Genomic DNA, 18320 nt, shown 5'->3' with positions numbered 1-18320 from the left:
TCAGGCCCGTTATCGTTCCTGGATTCGACCCTCGCAGCCAGCCTCTGGTTGCATTAGATTCTTTGCCTGAATTGCCTGCTCAGGCCCAGCAACTGGATTTTCTGCGTAGCGCTTTTGCCCAGCCCATACAGTGGCAGGTCGAGCCTTTGTTTCGCAGCTCCTTTTATCCAGAGTTTTTGCCCGGTTCCATGAATGTGCGCTCCGCCGTCTGTATTGGCGTGATGCAGCGCCCCGAAGGGCCCACCGTCATTTTTACGCGTCGGGCCATGCACCTGCACAATCATGCGGGGCAGATCAGTTTTCCCGGTGGTCGTATTGAAGCCTCGGATCTGGGGCCGGTCGAAGCCGCCTTGCGTGAAACCCAGGAAGAGATCGGCATCGAGCCGCGCTTTGTGCGTTATCTGGGTCAGCATCCTATTTTTGTAACCAGTACCCAGTTTGCGATGCGCCCCATTATTGGCGAGCTGCAAGAGGGTTTTCAGGTGTTGCCCGATAGCTCTGAAGTGGCCGAGGTCTTTGAAGTGCCCTTGTCGGTCCTGCTGGACCCGCAGCGTCATCAATTGCATCACGCCGATTTGCCGGACGGGGCAGGGCGTTACTACTTCTCCATCCCTTGGGGGCCGTACTTTATCTGGGGTGCTACGGCGGTCTTGATCCGTAATCTTTACCACCACTTGTCGGCTGCCTGGGTGCAGTTGTCTGCCGGTGGGGATACTCACGCCAAAGGCCTGTAATCAGGCCTGACAGGCGGGCGCTTTGCAGCGTATCCCACCTTCACAAAAAAGGGGCGTTTTGCTTTGCCCCTTGTTCCCTTAATAGCGTGGCTTGTTTTCGTGCTCGGCCAGCAAACGCTGGTATAGCGCGTGCCGTTCAGGGTGAATGCTGCCTGCTTCGATGGCCGCCAGCACGCCACAGCCCGGTTCATGCCTGTGGGTGCAGTTATAAAAGCGGCAGGACTCCACCGCTTTTCGGAAATCGGGGAAGCCGTGCGCAATATCTTCCTGTGTCATATGCGACAGGCCAAAGGCTTGAAAGCCGGGGCTGTCGATCAGGTCGCCGCTATTGGGCAGGTGATACAGGCGGGTGCTGGTGGTTGTGTGTCGGCCCGCCCCCAAGGCTTGCGAGTATTCCTGGGTCAGCGCGCCGGCATCGGGGACCAGGGCATTGAGCAGGGTGGATTTACCCATGCCACTTTGCCCCAGCAGCAATGTGCGCTTGTTCGCCAGCCAGGGAGCCAGGGCTTCCCGTGTCTGTTCTGGCTCCAGCGCCACCATTTCCAGAATAGGGACGCCCAGGGCGGCGATAGGGGCCAGCTTGGTGCGTGCCCGTTCCAGGTGGGTGCTTAGATCGGCCTTGTTCAGAATAATCACCGGCTCAATATCCACACTCCAGGCCGCGACCAGGGCACGCCCCAGCAGGTCTTCGGAGTACACGGGTTCCGGTGCCACCACAATCAGAAGCTGATCAATATTGGCGGCAAACTGCTTGGTGCGGAAGTCGTCAGAGCGATACAGCAGATTGCGCCGTTCCTGCACCGCCTCAATAGAGCCTTCCCCTTTGGCTTGCATCAACACATCGACTTGATCGCCCACTGCAATCCCGGCTTTTTTTCCACGAGGGAAGCACTTGATCGTTTCGCCATCAGGCAGTTCGACAAAGTAGTGACGACCGTGGGCGGCGGTCACCAGACCGCTAATGTATTTAGATGTCATGCCAGGCTTTTCAGGTGTCGAATGCGATCAATCGCGTTGGGGTGGCTATCGTAAAAGGCAGAGTGCATAGGGTCGGGCGTCAAGGTTGCGGCATTGTCGTTATAGAGCTTGAGCAAGGCGCTGATCAAGTCCTGGGCCTGGCTGTGCAGGGCGGCAAAGCTGTCGGCCTGATATTCGTCCCGGCGCGAGAGCAGGGCGCTCAAGGGGCCCATCCAGAAGGTGAAGGTAGGCACCACCATAAAGAACAGGATCAGGGCCAGGGCGTCGTTGGGGCGACCTAACTGGGGAATCACGCCCAGCCCGGTATAAAAACCCACCTTGCCCCAGGCCCAGCCGGCCAGCAGAAAAAAGATCAGGGATGTGAATACGCTGATCAGCAGACGGCGCTGGATATGGCGATGCTTGAAGTGGCCCAGCTCATGCGCCAGCACGGCTTCCACTTCTTCGGGCTGCAGCTTGTTCAGCAAGGTATCAAAAAACACGATGCGCTTTTGGCGACCCAGACCGGTGAAGTATGCATTGCCATGGGCAGAGCGGCGCGAGCCATCCATCACATACAAGCCGTTGGTCTGAAAGCCGCAACGCTGTGCCAGGGCATTGATGCGTTCACGCAGGCTGGCATCTTCCAGTGGTTTGAAGGTATTGAAAATGGGGGCGATAACGCGCGGGTACAGCCACAGCACCAGCAGATTGAAAACCAGCCACAGACCCCAGCCGTACCAGGGCCATGAAGGGCCTGCCCAATCCATCAGGCTGAGCAGGGCGGCACACAAGGGTGTACCCAGAATCAGGACGATGATCAGAGTTTTGGCGGTATCGGCAAAGAACAGGGCAGGCTTCATGCGGTTAAAACCAAAGCGCGCTTCCAGTACAAACTTGCGATACCAGGCAAAAGGCAGGCCCACGACACCCATAATCGCCAGGACAGCGCCAATCAGGGTTAGCTGACGCAGCAGTTCATGACTGATCCAGTTGCCCAGCGTGACATCCAGCCATTGCAGACCGCCCAGCAGCGTAAAGCCCAGCAAGACCAGGGCCTCTACCAGACGCTCGCTTAAACCCAGCCGGGTGCGTGCGATGGTGTAGCGTGCCGCACGTTGATGGCTATGCAGGCCAATGCGTTCGGAAAACTCGGCCGGCACCTCGTTCTGATGACGATAAACGTGCCGGATCTGCCGCAGGCCTAAATAAAAGCGCAGCAAAACGTCTGCAAGCAGAAAGATAATGAACAACAAAGTCAGCATGTAGGCGGCTATATGTAAAATGGGCGTTTTGAGGAATGATTATATGGCGGTTCATACACAGCGTCTGGTCTGGCTCGATATGGAGATGACAGGACTGGATCCGGATAAAGAGCGCATCATCGAAGTTGCGGTCGTGGTAACAGAAGCAGACTTGACTCTGGTGGCGGAAGGCCCGGTTCTGGTGGTTCACCAAAGCAATGCATTGCTCGATGGCATGGACGCCTGGAACAAGGGTACGCATGGCCGTAGCGGCCTGATCGACAAGGTCAAAGCTTCTACCCTGACCGAAGCGCAAGCCGAGGATCAGTTGCTGGAATTCCTGAAAGAGCACGTACCGGCTGGCAAGTCGCCCCTGTGTGGCAACACCATCAGCCAGGACCGTCGTTTCATGTACCGCTACATGCCTCGTCTGGAGGCTTTCTTCCACTATCGCAATCTGGATGTCAGCACTCTGAAAGAACTGGCTTTGCGTTGGAAGCCTGAAGTGGTTAAAAGTTTCGTCAAGCAAAGCCGCCACGAGGCCTTGGCCGATATTTACGAGTCCATTGACGAGCTGAAACACTACCGCGAGCACTTCATCCGTCTGTAAACGGGAAGGGCAGGCAGGGCGGAAGGGATGCGGGTCCCGGCAAGGTTCGTGAGCGTGCTGCAGCTGTAGGCGGGGACACATTGGCAGGATCAAAACCGAGGATAGCGATTTGTCGCACCTCGGTTTTTTTACGTCTAAGTATTTACCCTTAAAGTATCTGCTTCAAGGCCATATGATACGGTTTTACGATTGACATCACATTTTTCGTATTAAATAATGAAGTGTATATGGTTTGCGTCGAAACAAATTTGTTTGGGCGCTTTCTGCACTCTTACCGGGGATGGTCATGTATGCACAACTTGTAGAGACAGGCGTCAAGCAGGTCCAGGATATCGAGCAGATGTCCGACGAAGAGCGTCGGTTCCAAGAGCGCATCGATGAGGGTGTCCGCATCGAAGCCAGGGACTGGATGCCCGAAGCCTATCGCAAAACCTTGGTTCGCCAGATTTCTCAGCACGCACACTCCGAGGTTGTCGGGATGCTGCCCGAAGGTAACTGGATTACCCGCGCCCCTTCGCTCAAGCGCAAAGCCATCTTGATGGCCAAGGTGCAGGACGAGGCCGGTCACGGTCTGTACCTGTACAGCGCGGCCGAAACGCTGGGCGTAAGCCGTGACAAGCTGGTCGACGATCTGCTGTCGGGCAAAGCCAAGTACTCCAGTATTTTTAACTACCCAACATTGAACTGGGCTGATATCGGCATGATCGGCTGGCTGGTCGATGGCTCGGCCATCATCAACCAGATTCCGCTGTGCCGCTGCTCCTACGGTCCTTATGCCCGTGCCATGGTGCGCGTGTGCAAGGAAGAGTCCTTCCACCAGCGCCAGGGTTACGACTTGCTGATTCAGATGTGCCTGCACGGTACGCCGGAGCAAAAGGCCATGGTTCAGGATTCCATCAACCGCTGGTGGTGGCCTGCCCTGATGATGTTCGGTCCTTCGGATGCGGACTCCACCAACAGCGCCCAGTCCATGCAGTGGAAGATCAAGCTGTTCTCCAACGACGAACTGCGCCAGAAGATGGTGGACCAGACCGTGCCTCAGGCCGAGTACCTGGGTCTGACCATTCCTGACCCTGATCTGCGCTGGAACGAAGAGCGCGGTCACTATGACTTTGGCGAGATCGACTGGGAAGAATTCTGGGCGGTGATCAAGGGTAATGGTCCCTGTAATCGTGAGCGACTCGAAGCCCGAGTCCAGGCCCACGAGAACGGCGCCTGGTTCCGTGATGCACTGGATGCACATGCCCAAAAGCAGGAAGCCGTCCGCAAGGTGGCCTGATCAAGAAGGCTAGGAAACCAGCACGGTTTCTGATTCGATCCGATTCGCAGCAGGCGCTTTGACAGCGCCGCTGCACAGCAAGGAATTTTCAGTTATGAGCAAGAACGATTGGCCCCTGTGGGAAGTTTTCATTCGCAGCCAGCATGGCTTGGCCCACAAGCACGTAGGCAGCCTGCATGCTCCGGACGCCGAAATGGCCATCAACAATGCCCGTGATGTTTACACCCGCCGTAACGAAGGCGTGAGCATCTGGGTCGTACGTGCAGCTGATATCGCTGCTTCCAGCCCTGGTGACAAAGGCCCGCTGTTCGAGCCATCCAACACCAAGGTCTACCGTCACCCTACGTTTTTCCCCATGCCTGACGGCATCAATATGTAGGAACTGGTATGGACAAAGCTTTGTTTTCCTACGCCCTGCGCATGGGTGATTCCACCCTGGTGCTGGCTCAGCGCCTGGGTGAGTGGACTGGCCACGGCCCGGCTCTGGAAGAAGAACTGGCCTGTGCCAATACGGCACTGGACTTGCTGGGTCAGGCCCGTATGTGGCTGACACTGGCAGGTGAGACCGAAGGTCAGGGCCGGGACGAAGATCGTCTGGCCTATCACCGAGACGTCCACGAGTACACCAACTACTTGTTGGTGGAGCGTGAGAATGGTCACTACGGCGACACGCTGGCACGTCAGTTCCTGTTTGATGCCTGGCATTGCTTCCTGCTGGAGCAGTTGATCGAATCCAGCGACGAGCAGATTCGCGAGATTGCCCAGAAGGCACATAAAGAAGTGCTGTATCACCTGCGCCGCTCGACCGACTTGATCGTGCGCCTGGGTGATGGCACCCCTGAAAGCCACAAGCGCATGCAAAAAGCCATTGATGATGCCTGGTTCTACCTGGGTGAGCTGTTCCTGGATGACGAGGTCACTGAGGAACTGGCTCAGCGTCAGGCTGTGCCTTTGATGGCCAGCCTGTGGCAGCCTTGCCTGGAGTACATCCAGAATGCGCTGGAGCGCGCCACCTTGCGTTGCCCGGCCGAGCAGGATGCTCAGCACAAGGCCTACCGTGGTGGTCCGCAAGGCCGTCACACGGAAGCGTTAGGGTTTCTGTTGGCAGAAATGCAGCACCTGCCACGTATGTATCCTGACGCCACTTGGTGATCGCCATGACACAGACCTGGAGCACCGAGCAGGTCATGCAAGTGCTGGCCACGGTTCCAGATCCGGAGATCCCCGTGATCTCCCTGCTGGACCTGGGCATTGTGCGTGACGTGAGTTGGGAACAGGACGTGTGTGTGGTCACCATCACACCGACCTACTCCGGTTGTCCGGCGATGTACGAAATGAGCCACTCGATTGAACAGGCCTTGCAACAGGCCGGTATCGAGCAGGTTCGGGTGGATACCAAGTTGTCACCGGCCTGGACGACCGATTGGATGAGCGAGCAGGGCAAGCTGGCCTTGCGCGACTACGGTATCGCTCCTCCGGCCCAAAGTGCGGTTGATATTTCTGGTTTGCTGCGTCAGCCCGAGGCGCCCGTGGTGGCCTGTCCTCAATGCGGCTCCACGCATACACGGGTGATCAGCCAGTTTGGCTCCACACCCTGTAAAGCGCTGTATCGCTGCATCAGCTGCGGTGAACCATTCGATTACTTTAAGGCGCATTAGTCCTATGAGTCAGTTTTATTCTCTTCCTGTGGCTTCGGTCTCCCGCAGCACCCGCGACGCCGTGGTGGTGGCCTTTACCGTGCCCGAGGATTTGCAGGATGTGTTTCAGTTTCGTCCCGGTCAGTACCTGACCTTGCGCACTCACCTGGATGGCCAGGAATTGCGCCGCTCCTACTCGATCTGTGCGGCTCCGCACGATCGGTTGCTGCGCGTGGCGATCAAGCGTGTGAATGATGGCGCTTTCTCCACCTGGGCCAATAGTCATCTGGAAGCGGGCGCCACCCTGGAAGTGATGCCGCCTGATGGCAACTTCACCGTGGACTTTGATCCCAGCCAGGCTCACCGTTACGCCGCCTTTGCGGTCGGTAGCGGCATTACGCCGATTCTGTCGCTGGTAAAAACCGCGCTGGATACCGAGCCCAAGTCCACTTTCACGCTGTTTTTCGGTAACCGTGCTTCCTCGGCCATCATGTTCCGCGAAGAGATCGAGGACCTGAAAAACACCTATATGGAACGTTTCTCCATCGTGTATATCATGAGCCGGGAAACGCAGGATATCGACCTGTTCAACGGCCGTCTGGATGGCGAAAAAGTGCGCCAGCTGATGCAGCAATGGTTTGACCCGGCCAGTGTGGACGTGGCCTTTGTGTGTGGTCCCCAGGACATGAGCGAGCAGGTGGTTGCTGCCTTGCAGGAAAACGGCCTGGAAAAATCCCAGATCAAGTTCGAGCTGTTCGGCGCTCCCAAAGGCCCACGTGCACTGCGTACGGGCGAAGAGTCGCGCAAGGCTCCGGGCAAGGAAGAGTGCGAGCTGACCGTGATTCAGGACGGCATTACCCGCAACCTGACTATCAGCAAAAGCAACAGCAGCATTCTGGACGCGGCACTGGAGCAAGGGCTGGAATTGCCTTACTCCTGTAAAGGTGGGGTTTGTTCTACCTGCCGTTGCAAAGTGGTAGAGGGCGAAGTGGACATGGACGCCAACTTTGCATTGGAAGATTACGAAGTAGCCCGCGGTTTCGTGCTCAGTTGCCAAAGCTTTCCGGTTACCGACCGGGTGGTGATTGACTTCGATCAGGAAACCTAAGACCGCAGCAACATAGCGGTTTTTCAAGAATCTGGACGCCAGCTTCCCAGCTTGGCGTCCTACTAGTTTCAGGAGCACATTGTATGGCAGCAGATTTTTTCAAGACGCATCAGGCAACGCTGGATCAGGCTTTGAGCAGTATTCTGGAGCGCAACTTCTGGAGCGCTTATCCTGAAAATCCCAGCCCGCGCGCCTACGGTGAAACCGCGGCTCAGGATGGTCAGGCTGCTTTTGAAGCCTACCGTGGCAAAGCCTTTCCCTTGACGCTGGAAGGCGCACAAGGTGAAGTCGGCAACGAGCAATCGCCTTTTGGTTTTGATCTGGGCATTAGCTACCCCAAAGTGCCGGTGGACCAATTGCTGGCTCAGTCGCAACTGGCGCTGGACAGCTGGCGCGATGCTGGCCCGCAAGCCTGGGTTGGCATTTGCCTGGAAATCCTGCATCGCTTGAATCAGCGCAGCTTCGAGATCGCTCACGCTGTGCAGCACACCACGGGTCAGGGCTTCATGATGGCCTTCCAGGCCGGTGGCCCTCACGCCCAGGAGCGTGCGCTGGAAGCCGTGGCCTACGCCTGGCAGGAAATGTCCCGTATCCCCGGTCTGGTTGACTGGATCAAGCCCCAGGGCAAGCACGATCCCATCCAGATGAAGAAACAGTTCAAAGTCGTGCCCCGTGGCATTGGTCTGGTGATTGGTTGCTCCACCTTCCCGACCTGGAACGGTTACCCCGGTCTGTTTGCCTCGCTGGCAACCGGTAACACCGTAATTGTGAAGCCGCACCCTGGCGCGATTCTGCCTCTGGCCATTACCGTTGCTGTCGCCCGCGAAGTGCTGGCCGAAGCCGGTTTCAATCCTAATGTGGTCTTGCTGGCCGCTCACGAGCCATCGGAAGACACCGCCCAGCAATTGGCACTGAACAAGGCCGTCAAGCTGATCGACTTTACCGGCAGCAGCCAGAACGGCAACTGGTTGGAAGAAAATGCTCGCCACGCCTTGGTCTACACCGAAAAAGCTGGTGTGAATCAGGTGATTATTGATTCGGTTGAGGATTTCAAGGCGGTTGCCCGCAACCTGGCGTTCTCCTTTGCGCTGTACTCCGGCCAGATGTGTACCGCCCCTCAAAACATTTACGTGCCTCGTGACGGTATCCGTACTGCCGATGGCGTGATGAGCTTTGACGAAGTGGCTCAAGGTCTGGCCCAGGCAGTGCAAAAGCTGGTGTCCGATCCGGCCCGTGCCGTTGAAATTACGGGTGCCGTGCAAAACGAAGCCTGCGCACAGCGTATTGATCAGGCTCGCCAATTGGGCATGCCTATCCTGGCTGATAGCCAGACGCTGGAACACCCCGCATTCCCCGGTGCCCGCGTACGTACACCGCTGGTCTTGCAGGCCCGTGTGGATCAGCCCGAGATTCAACAAGAATGGTTCGGCCCCATCGTTTTTGTGGTGCAAACCGATTCGACCGAGCAAAGCATTGAAGTAGCAGGTCGCAACGTGATCGAGCACGGCGCACTGACCTTGTCGGCTTACAGCACCGATGATGCCGTGACCGCCAAGATTCAGCGCATGGCCGAGCGTTCCGGCGTATCCCTGTCCCTGAACCTGACCGGCGCTGTGTTCATTAACCAGACCGCAGCCTATAGCGACTTCCACGGCACTGGCGCCAACCCGGCAGCCAACGCATCCCTGTCGGATTCGGCCTATGTTGCTAACCGCTTCCGTGTCGTTCAGACTCGCTGGCATTTCTAAAGGAGGGTGGCCAGGTGACTGACCAAAGTATTCAATTTCAGCTGGAAAATGGCGTAGCACGCATTACCTTGAATCGTCCCGACAAGCTCAACAGCTTCACGGCCGATATGCACGGCGAGCTGGCTCAGGCTCTGGATAAAGTGGAACAGTGCGCGGATCTGCGTGTGCTGATTCTGACCGGTAATGGCCGTGGCTTTTGCGCCGGCCAGGACCTGTCCGAGCGTCAGATGAGCGCGGGCGATGCCCCCGTGGATCTGGGTGCCACCATTGAAAAATTCTACGCACCGCTGGTGCGCCGTCTGCGTGCGCTGGCGGCCCCTGTGGTGGTGGGTGTCAATGGTGTGGCCGCCGGTGCTGGCGCGAACCTGGCTCTGGCCGGCGACATCGTGATCGCCACTCGTTCGGCCAGCTTCATCCAGCCATTCTGCCGCCTGGGCTTGCTGCCTGACACTGGCGGTACCTTCTTCCTGCCTCGTCTGGTGGGCACGGCACGCGCGATGGGCCTGTCTTTGCTGGGTGACAAGCTCTCGGCCGAGCAGGCAGCGCAGTGGGGCCTGATCTGGGAATGCGTGGACGATGACGCTTTCCAGGCTCGCCTGAACGAACTGGCTGCCCATTTTGCGCAGGCACCGACCAAAGGTCTGGCTTACGCCAAGAAAGCGATTTATGCCAGTGATGCCCATTCGCTTGATCAACAGTTGGATCTGGAGCGCGACTTGATGCGTGAACTGGGTGCATCCGAGGATTACCGCGAGGGTGTTAATGCATTCCTGGGCAAGCGTGCCCCCCAATTTAAAGGAAAGTAATGCAAAGCAACGCAATGGCTGTTGAAGACCCACAAGCACTGGCCGAGCAGGTCAGTGACCATATGTATGGCAATGACCAGGCATCTCAGGCGTTGGGCCTGAGCCTGGATAGCGTGGCACCGGGCAAGGCCGACATGAGCATGACGGTGCGCGCCGACATGCTCAACGGGCACAAGACCTGTCACGGTGGTTTCATTTTTGCGTTGGCTGACAGCACCTTTGCGTTTGCCTGCAATTCTCGCAATGCACCGACTGTTGCGTCCGGCTGCACTATCGATTACCTGGCTCCTGCCTTTGAAGGGGACGTCCTGACCGCTCGTGCGGTCGAGGCCTCCCTGGCCGGTCGCACCGGGGTGTATGACATCGAGGTGGTCAACCAGAACAACAAGCGCGTTGCCTTGTTCCGTGGGCGCTCGTACCGGCTGAATGGCACGGTACTGGGCGGGATTGAAAAAAAATAATTTTTTGACGATACATACCCTGTAGACCCGGGGGGGTCGGAAGTACCACACCAGCGGCAGGGCAGGAGTACACCATGACAGCAATTAAAGAACAGGTTGGCCGCGATGCCATTGAGCATGCAAGTGTTGACGAAATCCGCAACTTGCAACTGGAGCGTCTGAAATGGACGCTAAAGCATGCTTACGAGAATGTGCCGCACTATCGGCAGAAATTTGACGAAGCGGGCGTGCACCCCGACGACTTGAAGCAGTTGTCGGACATTTCCAAGTTCCCTTTCACGACCAAGCAGGACCTGCGTGACAACTACCCCTTCAAGATGTTTGCGGTTCCCCGTGAACAGGTAGCACGCGTGCATGCTTCCAGTGGCACCACGGGCAAGCCAACCGTGGTGGGCTATACCGCCAATGACATCTCCACCTGGGCCGATCTGTTTGCCCGTTCCATGTGGGCGGCCGGTGCCCGCCCCGGTGATATTGCCCACGTGGCTTACGGCTACGGCCTGTTCACTGGCGGTCTGGGTGCGCACTACGGTGCCGAGCGCCTGGGTTGTACTGTGGTTCCCATGTCCGGTGGTCAGACTGAAAAACAAGTTCAGTTGATTCAGGATTTCCGTCCCGACGTGATTCTGGTTACCCCCTCGTACTTCTGCAATATCGTCGAAGAGATCGAGCGCCAGGGCATGGACCCCCGCGATACCTCCTTGCGTATCGGTATTTTTGGTGCCGAGCCCTGGACCGGCCAGATGCGTCTGGATATTGAGCAGCGCGCTGGCATTGACGCCGTGGACATCTACGGTCTGTCCGAAGTGATGGGCCCGGGCGTTGCCATGGAGTGTGTGGAAAGCAAGGACGGCCCAGTGGTATGGGAAGACCATTTCTACCCCGAAATCATCAACCCTGAAACCGGCGAGCCTGTGGCTGAGGGTGAAAGTGGTGAACTGGTCTTTACCTCGCTGAGCAAGGAAGCCATGCCCGTCATTCGCTACCGCACTCGCGACCTGACACAACTGTTGCCGCCCACTTCGCGCAGCATGCGCCGTATTGGCAAGATTACGGGCCGCAGCGACGATATGGTCATTGTGCGTGGCGTGAACCTGTTCCCGACCCAGGTCGAAGAACTGGTTCTGAAGATGCCCGAGCTGGCCGCCCAGTATCAGTTGGTATTGAGCCGTAACGGCAATATGGACGAACTGGAAATTCTGGTTGAAGTGCGTCCCGAGTTCAATCACCTGAACGACGCCGAGCGTGAGCAAATGGCCCGTCGTCTGAGCCACTCCATCAAGACCTTTATCGGTGTCAGCGCACGAATTCGTGTGCAGTCTTCCGGCATGGTCGAGCGTACCGTGACGGGCAAAGCCAAACGTGTGATCGACAAGCGCGCGTTCTAAGTCTGGCGTGTTGACGTCAAAAAAACGGCTCTGCTCTGGCAGGGCCGTTTTTGTATTCTGCGCTCTCACGGTATCATTGCAAGCTGGTAGGCGGCCCAGGCCGCTTTTGCAGTATCTTTTCTGATGACATCATGCCCCCAATACCGTCCGGTTTGATTGCCGGCATCGGCACCGACCTGATCCGTATCGAGCGGATCGAGCGCGCCTTGGCTCGTCATGGTGATCGCTTTGTAAAGCGCATTCTGGGCGAGCAGGAGCGAGAGGTCTATGCCCGCCGTCAGGCACGCGACCCGGTGCGCGGCCTGCGCTATCTGGCCACCCGCTTCGCAGCCAAGGAGGCTTTTTCCAAAGCGGTGGGGCTGGGCATGCGCATGCCTATGGCCTGGTCACGCATGCAAACCTTGAACGCGCCTGGTGGCCGCCCGGTAGTGCGCCTGTCTGCTGATTTGCAAGACTGGTTTGACGCCCGCTTCGGGGCCGTTCATATTTCCCTGACAGATGAATCCGATATGGCCATGGCCTTTGTGGTGCTGGAAGCCAAAGCGCCTGCCATTCCTTCCTTATCCTTAGCTGAGTCTGATACTAAATGAGTTCTTCCTCGCAAGCAGTGCTGCCTCCGGGCCCGGTCATGGTGGACGTGCAGGGCATGGTCCTGACGGATCAGGAGCGTGAGCGCCTGCGTCACCCTCTGGTCGGTGGCGTAATCCTGTTCAGCCGCAACTTTGAAAATCGTGCTCAGCTGACCGCCCTGTGCCAGTCCATTCACGAAGCGCGGGATGAGCCTTTGCTGATCGCCGTGGACCACGAGGGGGGGCGGGTACAGCGTTTCCGCGAGGATGGCTTTACCACGCTGCCCGCCATGAGCCAGTTGGGGCAACTGTGGACGCGCGATGCGGTCAAGGCCGCTGCTGTTGCCGCCGATACGGGCTATGTGCTGGCGGCCGAGCTGCGCGCTTGCGGCGTGGATATGAGCTTTACGCCGGTACTGGATCTGGACTGGGGTGTCAGCAAGGTGATTGGTGATCGCTCTTTCCACCGTAATCCCCGTGCCGTCTCCATGTTGGCGGCTGGCTTGATACGTGGTCTGAACAAGGCCGGTATGGCTGCCTGCGGCAAGCACTTTCCTGGCCATGGCGGCGTAGAGGCAGATTCGCATCACGAGATTCCCGTTGACGACCGTACGCTGGAAGAGATTCTGGACGAGGATGCCGCTCCTTATGGCTGGCTGGGCACCTTGCAGCTACCTTCGGTGATGCCGGCACACGTGATTTATTCCAAAGTGGACCCGCTGCCAGCCGGCTTTTCGTCATACTGGATTCAGCGTGTGCTGCGCAAGGCCCTGGCTTATGACGGCGTGATTTTTTCCGACGACCTGACCATGGAAGGCGCCACTGTCGTGGGCGATATCCTGGCACGTGCTCAGGCTGCCCTGGGTGCCGGTTGTGACATGGTGCTGGTATGCAATCGTCCCGATCTGGCCGACGATCTGCTCTCGCGCCTGGATTTCACGATTTCCGAGGAATCACAAAATCGCATCCGTCGTCTGATGCCGACGACGCCAGCCTTGGATTGGGACGCTTTGCAAGCGGATGAACACTATCAATATGCCCGCGGACTTCAATCTAAAATCCTTTCTGTCTGATTTGCCGAATCTGCCGGGCGTGTACCGGCATATCGACGAACAGGGCGAGGTACTGTATGTGGGCAAGGCGCGTGATCTCAAGCGCCGTGTCAGCTCGTACTTCCAGAAAACGCTGAGCAGCCCCCGTATTGCCCATATGGTGGCGCGCGTCGCGCGCATCGAGGTAACCGTTACCCGCAGCGAGGCCGAGGCCTTGCTGCTGGAAAATAACCTTATCAAGCGCCTGCGGCCGCGCTACAACATTCTTTTCCGGGACGACAAGTCCTACCCCTACCTGATGATCAGCGCCCACCAGGCGCCGCGTATTGCCTATTACCGGGGCAGTACCAGCGGGAAAGGGCATTTTTTCGGCCCTTATCCCAACTCCTGGGCGGTGCGTGAAACCATTCAGATTCTGCAACGGGTGTTTCGTTTGCGGACCTGTGAAGACAGCGTTTACGCCAACCGCAGCCGTCCCTGTTTGCTGCATCAGATCGGGCGCTGTTCGGCCCCCTGTGTGAACTTGATCGCGCCCGAGCAGTATCAGCTGGATGTGCAGCGCGCCATCAGCTTTCTGGACGGGAATACCTCTGAAATTCTGGGCGAGCTGCAAGAGCGCATGATGCAGGCTTCGGACTCGCTGGATTTCGAGCAGGCAGCGATTTTGCGCGACCAGATGAAAGCCCTGTCCGCCGTACTGCAGCAGCAAAGCATGGAGCAGGTGGGCAAGGAAGACGTAGACATTATTGTGGTGCTGAACGCCGGTGGTAAGTTCTGTGTGAACCTGGCCATGGTGCGTGGCGGCCGTCACCTGGGGGACCGTGCTTTCTTCCCCACCCAAATCAACGATGACACCCCTAGTGATGTGCTGGCCGCGTTTATCGCCCAGCACTATCTGGAGCGCCGCATGCCGCCGGTTCTGGTCTGTTCGCACGCTTTGCCTGATGCAGACCTGATGCCATTGCTGGCTGAGCAAACCGGTGTGAAGGCGCGTGTGGTGGTGCGCCCCCAAGGGGTACGCAAGATCTGGCTGGAGCAGGCCACCAAGAATGCCGGCCTGGCCTTGGCCCGTGTGCTGAGCGAATCCACCGCTCGTGCTGACCGTACCCGAGCCCTGGCCGAAGCCCTGCAACTGGATTTGGATGAGGCCCAGCTTGATACCCTGCACATTGAATGTTTCGATATCAGCCATACAGCAGGGGAGGCCACCCAAGCCTCCTGTGTGGTTTATAAACACCACGAGATGCAGAACTCGCTTTATCGCCGCTACAACATTGCAGGCATCACGCCCGGCGATGATTATGCGGCCATGCGCCAGGTGCTGAACCGACGTTTCTCGCGGGTTGCCGAAGGTTTGGCACCTTTGCCCGACATTGTGTTGATCGACGGTGGCAAGGGTCAGGTGGAAATTGCCCGCCAGGTTTTTGTGGAACTGGGCCTGGATATTCACGTCCTGGTCGGCGTTGCCAAGGGTGAAAAGCGTAAAGTAGGTCTGGAAACCCTGGTATTTGCCGATGATCGCCCGCCTGTGGCTTTGGGTGTGGAGTCGGCGGCACTGATGCTGGTCGCTCAGGTGCGTGACGAAGCGCACCGTTTTGCCATTACGGGCATGCGTGCCCAACGTGCCAAAACGCGCAATGTGTCACGCCTGGAAGATATTGACGGGATTGGCGCCAAACGGCGTCAGCGTCTGCTGGCTCGCTTTGGTGGTTTTAGTGGCGTTGCGGACGCAAGTATTGATGAGCTTAGTGCGGTTGATGGAATATCCACTGAACTGGCCGAACGCATTTATCATGCTTTACGATAGGCGAGAGCCTTTGTTTTAAATTAGGTTGGTATCCAAGCTATGCCTTTTAATCTGCCCATAGCCCTGACGTGGCTTCGCATCGTTCTGATCCCCTTGATCGTCGCCCTGTTTTATCTGCCAGCGGATTGGCTGAGCATGGAAACCCGCGATCTGTGGGCCGCTTCGGTGTTTATCGTGGCCGCCGCAACGGATTGGTTTGACGGCTGGCTGGCTCGCCGCTGGAACCAGACGTCCTCATTCGGGGCCTTCCTGGACCCGGTTGCGGACAAGCTCATGGTCAGTGCCGCTTTGCTGGTCTTGCTGGATCTGGGCCGTGTGGATGCTTTTATCGCCCTGATTATTATTGGCCGTGAAATCACCATTTCGGCATTGCGGGAATGGATGGCCAAGATTGGTGCCAGTGGTAGTGTGGCAGTTCATCGCTTGGGTAAATTCAAAACCGCCGCGCAAATGGTTGCCATTCCTTGTTTGTTGTACTGGTCGCCTGTCATGGGCCTGCCGACACGGATTATTGGGCAAGCCCTGATTATTGTGGCCGCGGTTCTCACGGTCTGGTCCATGTGCTATTACTTGCAGAAGGCCTGGCCGGAAATCAAGAAAAAGCAGCTCTAAGATAAATGGCTAATTCATCAACAACGACGCTGGATGGGGCGGGGCCTGACGGTTCACAGGACTGGCGGGTTATTGGCGTTATCGGTATCGCACACGCCAGTTCGCACTTCTTTCAGCTGATTCTGCCCACACTGTATATTTCCCTTGGCCAAGAGTTCGGTTACGACTTCCTGACCTTGGGTGGTCTGGTGACCACCTTTTATCTGGTGTCCTGTTTTGGGCAGGCCTCTTCCGGTTTTCTGGTTGACCGTATCGGAGCCTTGCCGGTCCTGAAAGTGGGTCTGTCCTGTTTTGTGGTGGCGGCCTTGCTGATCGGGACGGCCAATGGCTATGGAATGCTGTTGGCAGCTGCCTTGATCGGTGGCGTGGGCAATGCCGTGTTCCACCCGGTGGATTACTCCATCCTGAATCATCGTGTCAGCCCGGCTCGTTTGGGCCACGCTTTTAGCGCACATGGTTTGACGGGGAATCTGGGCTGGGCCTTGACGCCGGTCTTTATTACCACGCTGACCATCTATTTCAACTGGCGCGTTGCTGTACTGTCGGCGGCAGCCCTGATTGCGGCCATTCTGGTGCTGGTTCTGATGAACCGGGATGCCTTGGCGGGACGTACAGCCTCGGGAACAGCGCCTGCACGTCCACAGAGCAAGGAATCGGTTTGGACGACGCTATCTACCTTGCTGTCGCGTCCTTCCCTGTGGGGTGCCTTCCTGTTCTTTGCCTTTGCTACAGCAGCGATGGCCGTGGTGCAGAATTACACCATCCCTATGCTGCATAACACCTATGGCATTGATAAGGTAACGGCGGGTACGGCCTTGTCCGGCTTCATGCTGGCTTCGGCAGCGGGCATGTTTGTGGGTGGTTTTATTGCTTCCACGACACCACGTTCTGAATTGATTGTGTTTGTGTCCCTGTGCGTATCGGGCGCTTTGTTGCTGGTACTGGGGGCAGGTTGGGTCATGCCTTCGCTGGCTTTGTTTGTGGTGGGGGCGGCTGGTTTCTGCTCGGGCATTGCCTCGCCATCGCGGGACATGCTGATACGCCGTGTTACCCCCAAAGGGTCTACCGGCGCAGTGTATGGCCTGGTGTACTCGGGCATGGACGTAGGTTCTTCCCTGGCACCAGTGGGCTTTGGTTTGCTGCTGGACGTGGGTTTGACCCAGGCTCCCTGGTATGGTGCCGCCATCGGGTATTGGACCGCGGCCGGTTTGGCTGTGTATGTGGCCTCTACAGTAAGCCGCGCGACCAAGTCCTGATCTGCTTGCTGCTATGCAAGGCCTCTTCGCAAGGCCATAAAAGAAAACCCCAAAAACCTATCAAGGTTTTGGGGTTTTTTCTTGCCTTGCCTTAAAGCTGGTCTCTTGTAGTCGCGAACCTGGAAAAGCATATTGGCTTTTCCGGTTCACGCTTTTCTATATAGCTATATAGAGACTACTGACGCGCCAGACGTGGTTCTTCCACACTATCAGCATGGCTGCTGCGCCAGGGGTTGATATCCAGGCCACCACGGCGGGTGTAGCGCGCATACACCAGCAAACGCTCGGGCTTGCAGCCTTGCTGGATATCGCTGTAGAGGCGTTCTACACAATGTTCGTGGAACTCGGTATGCCGACGCAGTGAGACGATATAGCGCAACAAGGAAGCCGGATCAATCTGTGGGCCGGTATAGCGTACTTGCACACTGCCCCAGTCGGGCTGGCCGGTAACGGGGCAATTGGACTTGAGCAAATCAGAAACCAGGGATTCGGTCACGATGGGGGCATCTGGCAGGCATTGCAGCAAGCCGCTTTGTGGCGTGTAGTCCTGAATGCTGATGTCCAGCTCATCAATGCAATGGCCTTCGAGCTGACGGATAGGCTGGCCGTTCAAGGCCTTGAGCGGAATCAGCGTCACATTGACAGCGGCACCGGCAACCGCGCTCAAGTCTTGCTCCATACGCTGCACAAGGCTGGCCATATCTTCCACCACTTCATCATTGAACGAGTTCAGATAAAGCTTGAAGGATTTGGACTCGATGATGCGTGGGCTATTCCAGGGAATAACAAAGCGCGCCAGTGCGACGACAGGCTTGCCTTTGGGATTGAGCCAGGAGATCTCGTAACCGTTCCAGATATCGGCGCCATGCCACTGCTCGGGAAGCTGAAGCGCCTGGCGGTTCAGGGAGCGCTCAATACCAAACAGGACACTGGGGTCGTACTGTGTGGGATAAACCACATCGTGCCCAAGAGGCGAGTCTTTAAGAGGGGAGTTGTTGCTCATTGACGGGTGCTGCAGAAATAAAACGGGAAACCGGTGCAGCGAGCAGGCG

Annotated in this window: 19 protein-coding genes; 16 read left to right on the top strand and 3 right to left on the bottom strand. The window is 57.4% G+C overall.

Translation table 11 applies throughout. From position 1 onward, the window contains the following. Positions 1-62 precede the first annotated feature (62 nt). Entirely contained in the window at positions 63-734 is a 672-nt protein-coding gene (locus M2Q46_RS05915; RefSeq protein WP_052159464.1) for a CoA pyrophosphatase, read from the top strand. Between the two features lie 78 nt (positions 735-812). Here M2Q46_RS05915 and rsgA read toward each other — a convergent pair whose 3' ends face one another. Both rsgA and M2Q46_RS05905 read right to left on the bottom strand, forming a co-directional pair. Beyond that, positions 813-1712 (bottom strand): ribosome small subunit-dependent GTPase A, encoded by a 900-nt coding sequence (gene rsgA / locus M2Q46_RS05910; protein WP_115633857.1) that lies wholly within the window; start codon positions 1710-1712, stop codon positions 813-815. Beyond that, positions 1709-2956 carry a M48 family metallopeptidase gene (locus M2Q46_RS05905; RefSeq protein ID WP_115633856.1) on the bottom strand — a complete coding sequence of 416 codons (1248 nt, stop codon included), beginning with the start codon at positions 2954-2956 and terminating at the stop codon, positions 1709-1711. Before M2Q46_RS05905 ends, rsgA begins: the two co-directional genes overlap by 4 nt. 43 nt (positions 2957-2999) lie before the next feature. Between M2Q46_RS05905 and orn the strand changes: the two genes are divergently transcribed. The 15 genes from orn (at position 3000) to M2Q46_RS05830 (ending at position 17268) form a co-directional block, all read left to right on the top strand. After that, on the top strand, positions 3000-3545 hold the full coding sequence (gene orn, locus M2Q46_RS05900; RefSeq protein WP_009455985.1) for an oligoribonuclease: 546 nt from the start codon (positions 3000-3002) through the stop codon (positions 3543-3545). A 286-nt stretch (positions 3546-3831) separates the two neighbouring features. Further along, positions 3832-4824: a 1,2-phenylacetyl-CoA epoxidase subunit PaaA gene (gene paaA, locus M2Q46_RS05895; RefSeq protein WP_009455984.1), complete on the top strand. Its 993-nt coding sequence runs from the start codon at positions 3832-3834 to the stop codon at positions 4822-4824. Positions 4825-4918: 94 nt separating this feature from the next. Then, positions 4919-5203, top strand: coding sequence for a 1,2-phenylacetyl-CoA epoxidase subunit PaaB (gene paaB, locus M2Q46_RS05890; protein ID WP_003799192.1), 285 nt, complete (start codon positions 4919-4921; stop codon positions 5201-5203). A gap of 8 nt (positions 5204-5211) precedes the next feature. Further along, positions 5212-5976 (top strand): 1,2-phenylacetyl-CoA epoxidase subunit PaaC, encoded by a 765-nt coding sequence (gene paaC / locus M2Q46_RS05885; protein WP_035272706.1) that lies wholly within the window; start codon positions 5212-5214, stop codon positions 5974-5976. Between the two features lie 5 nt (positions 5977-5981). Beyond that, on the top strand, positions 5982-6482 hold the full coding sequence (gene paaD, locus M2Q46_RS05880) for a 1,2-phenylacetyl-CoA epoxidase subunit PaaD (protein WP_009455982.1): 501 nt from the start codon (positions 5982-5984) through the stop codon (positions 6480-6482). 4 nt (positions 6483-6486) lie between these two features. Then, positions 6487-7569: a 1,2-phenylacetyl-CoA epoxidase subunit PaaE gene (paaE, locus tag M2Q46_RS05875; protein WP_009455981.1), complete on the top strand. Its 1083-nt coding sequence runs from the start codon at positions 6487-6489 to the stop codon at positions 7567-7569. A gap of 83 nt (positions 7570-7652) precedes the next feature. Next, on the top strand, positions 7653-9317 hold the full coding sequence (gene paaN / locus M2Q46_RS05870; protein ID WP_022983271.1) for a phenylacetic acid degradation protein PaaN: 1665 nt from the start codon (positions 7653-7655) through the stop codon (positions 9315-9317). Positions 9318-9331: 14 nt separating this feature from the next. After that, positions 9332-10123: a 2-(1,2-epoxy-1,2-dihydrophenyl)acetyl-CoA isomerase PaaG gene (gene paaG / locus M2Q46_RS05865; RefSeq protein WP_009455980.1), complete on the top strand. Its 792-nt coding sequence runs from the start codon at positions 9332-9334 to the stop codon at positions 10121-10123. Further along, positions 10123-10584 carry a hydroxyphenylacetyl-CoA thioesterase PaaI gene (gene paaI, locus M2Q46_RS05860; protein WP_009455979.1) on the top strand — a complete coding sequence of 154 codons (462 nt, stop codon included), beginning with the start codon at positions 10123-10125 and terminating at the stop codon, positions 10582-10584. Before paaG ends, paaI begins: the two co-directional genes overlap by 1 nt. A gap of 74 nt (positions 10585-10658) precedes the next feature. Continuing rightward, entirely contained in the window at positions 10659-11972 is a 1314-nt protein-coding gene (gene paaK / locus M2Q46_RS05855) for a phenylacetate--CoA ligase PaaK (RefSeq protein ID WP_009455971.1), read from the top strand. A gap of 131 nt (positions 11973-12103) precedes the next feature. Continuing rightward, positions 12104-12562 (top strand): holo-ACP synthase, encoded by a 459-nt coding sequence (gene acpS / locus M2Q46_RS05850; RefSeq protein WP_060185274.1) that lies wholly within the window; start codon positions 12104-12106, stop codon positions 12560-12562. Continuing rightward, positions 12559-13614 (top strand): beta-N-acetylhexosaminidase, encoded by a 1056-nt coding sequence (nagZ, locus tag M2Q46_RS05845; RefSeq protein ID WP_009455966.1) that lies wholly within the window; start codon positions 12559-12561, stop codon positions 13612-13614. The genes acpS and nagZ overlap by 4 nt, the downstream gene beginning before the upstream one ends. Next, positions 13577-15400, top strand: coding sequence for an excinuclease ABC subunit UvrC (uvrC, locus tag M2Q46_RS05840; RefSeq protein WP_035272716.1), 1824 nt, complete (start codon positions 13577-13579; stop codon positions 15398-15400). The genes nagZ and uvrC overlap by 38 nt, the downstream gene beginning before the upstream one ends. A gap of 39 nt (positions 15401-15439) precedes the next feature. Then, the gene (pgsA, locus tag M2Q46_RS05835; protein ID WP_026482947.1) at positions 15440-16012 is read left to right on the top strand and encodes a CDP-diacylglycerol--glycerol-3-phosphate 3-phosphatidyltransferase; all 573 of its coding nucleotides are present in this window, start codon (positions 15440-15442) and stop codon (positions 16010-16012) included. Between the two features lie 5 nt (positions 16013-16017). Beyond that, entirely contained in the window at positions 16018-17268 is a 1251-nt protein-coding gene (locus tag M2Q46_RS05830) for an MFS transporter (RefSeq protein WP_052159458.1), read from the top strand. Positions 17269-17443: 175 nt separating this feature from the next. Here M2Q46_RS05830 and queF read toward each other — a convergent pair whose 3' ends face one another. Next, positions 17444-18271 (bottom strand): NADPH-dependent 7-cyano-7-deazaguanine reductase QueF, encoded by an 828-nt coding sequence (queF, locus tag M2Q46_RS05825; RefSeq protein ID WP_115633853.1) that lies wholly within the window; start codon positions 18269-18271, stop codon positions 17444-17446. Between the last annotated feature and the right edge of the window lie 49 nt (positions 18272-18320).

It is taken from the genome of Alcaligenes sp. YSL9 (genome assembly GCF_030515105.1).
GTDB classification, from domain to species: domain Bacteria; phylum Pseudomonadota; class Gammaproteobacteria; order Burkholderiales; family Burkholderiaceae_B; genus Alcaligenes; species Alcaligenes phenolicus.
This window is presented reverse-complemented; position numbering and strand designations above follow the sequence as displayed.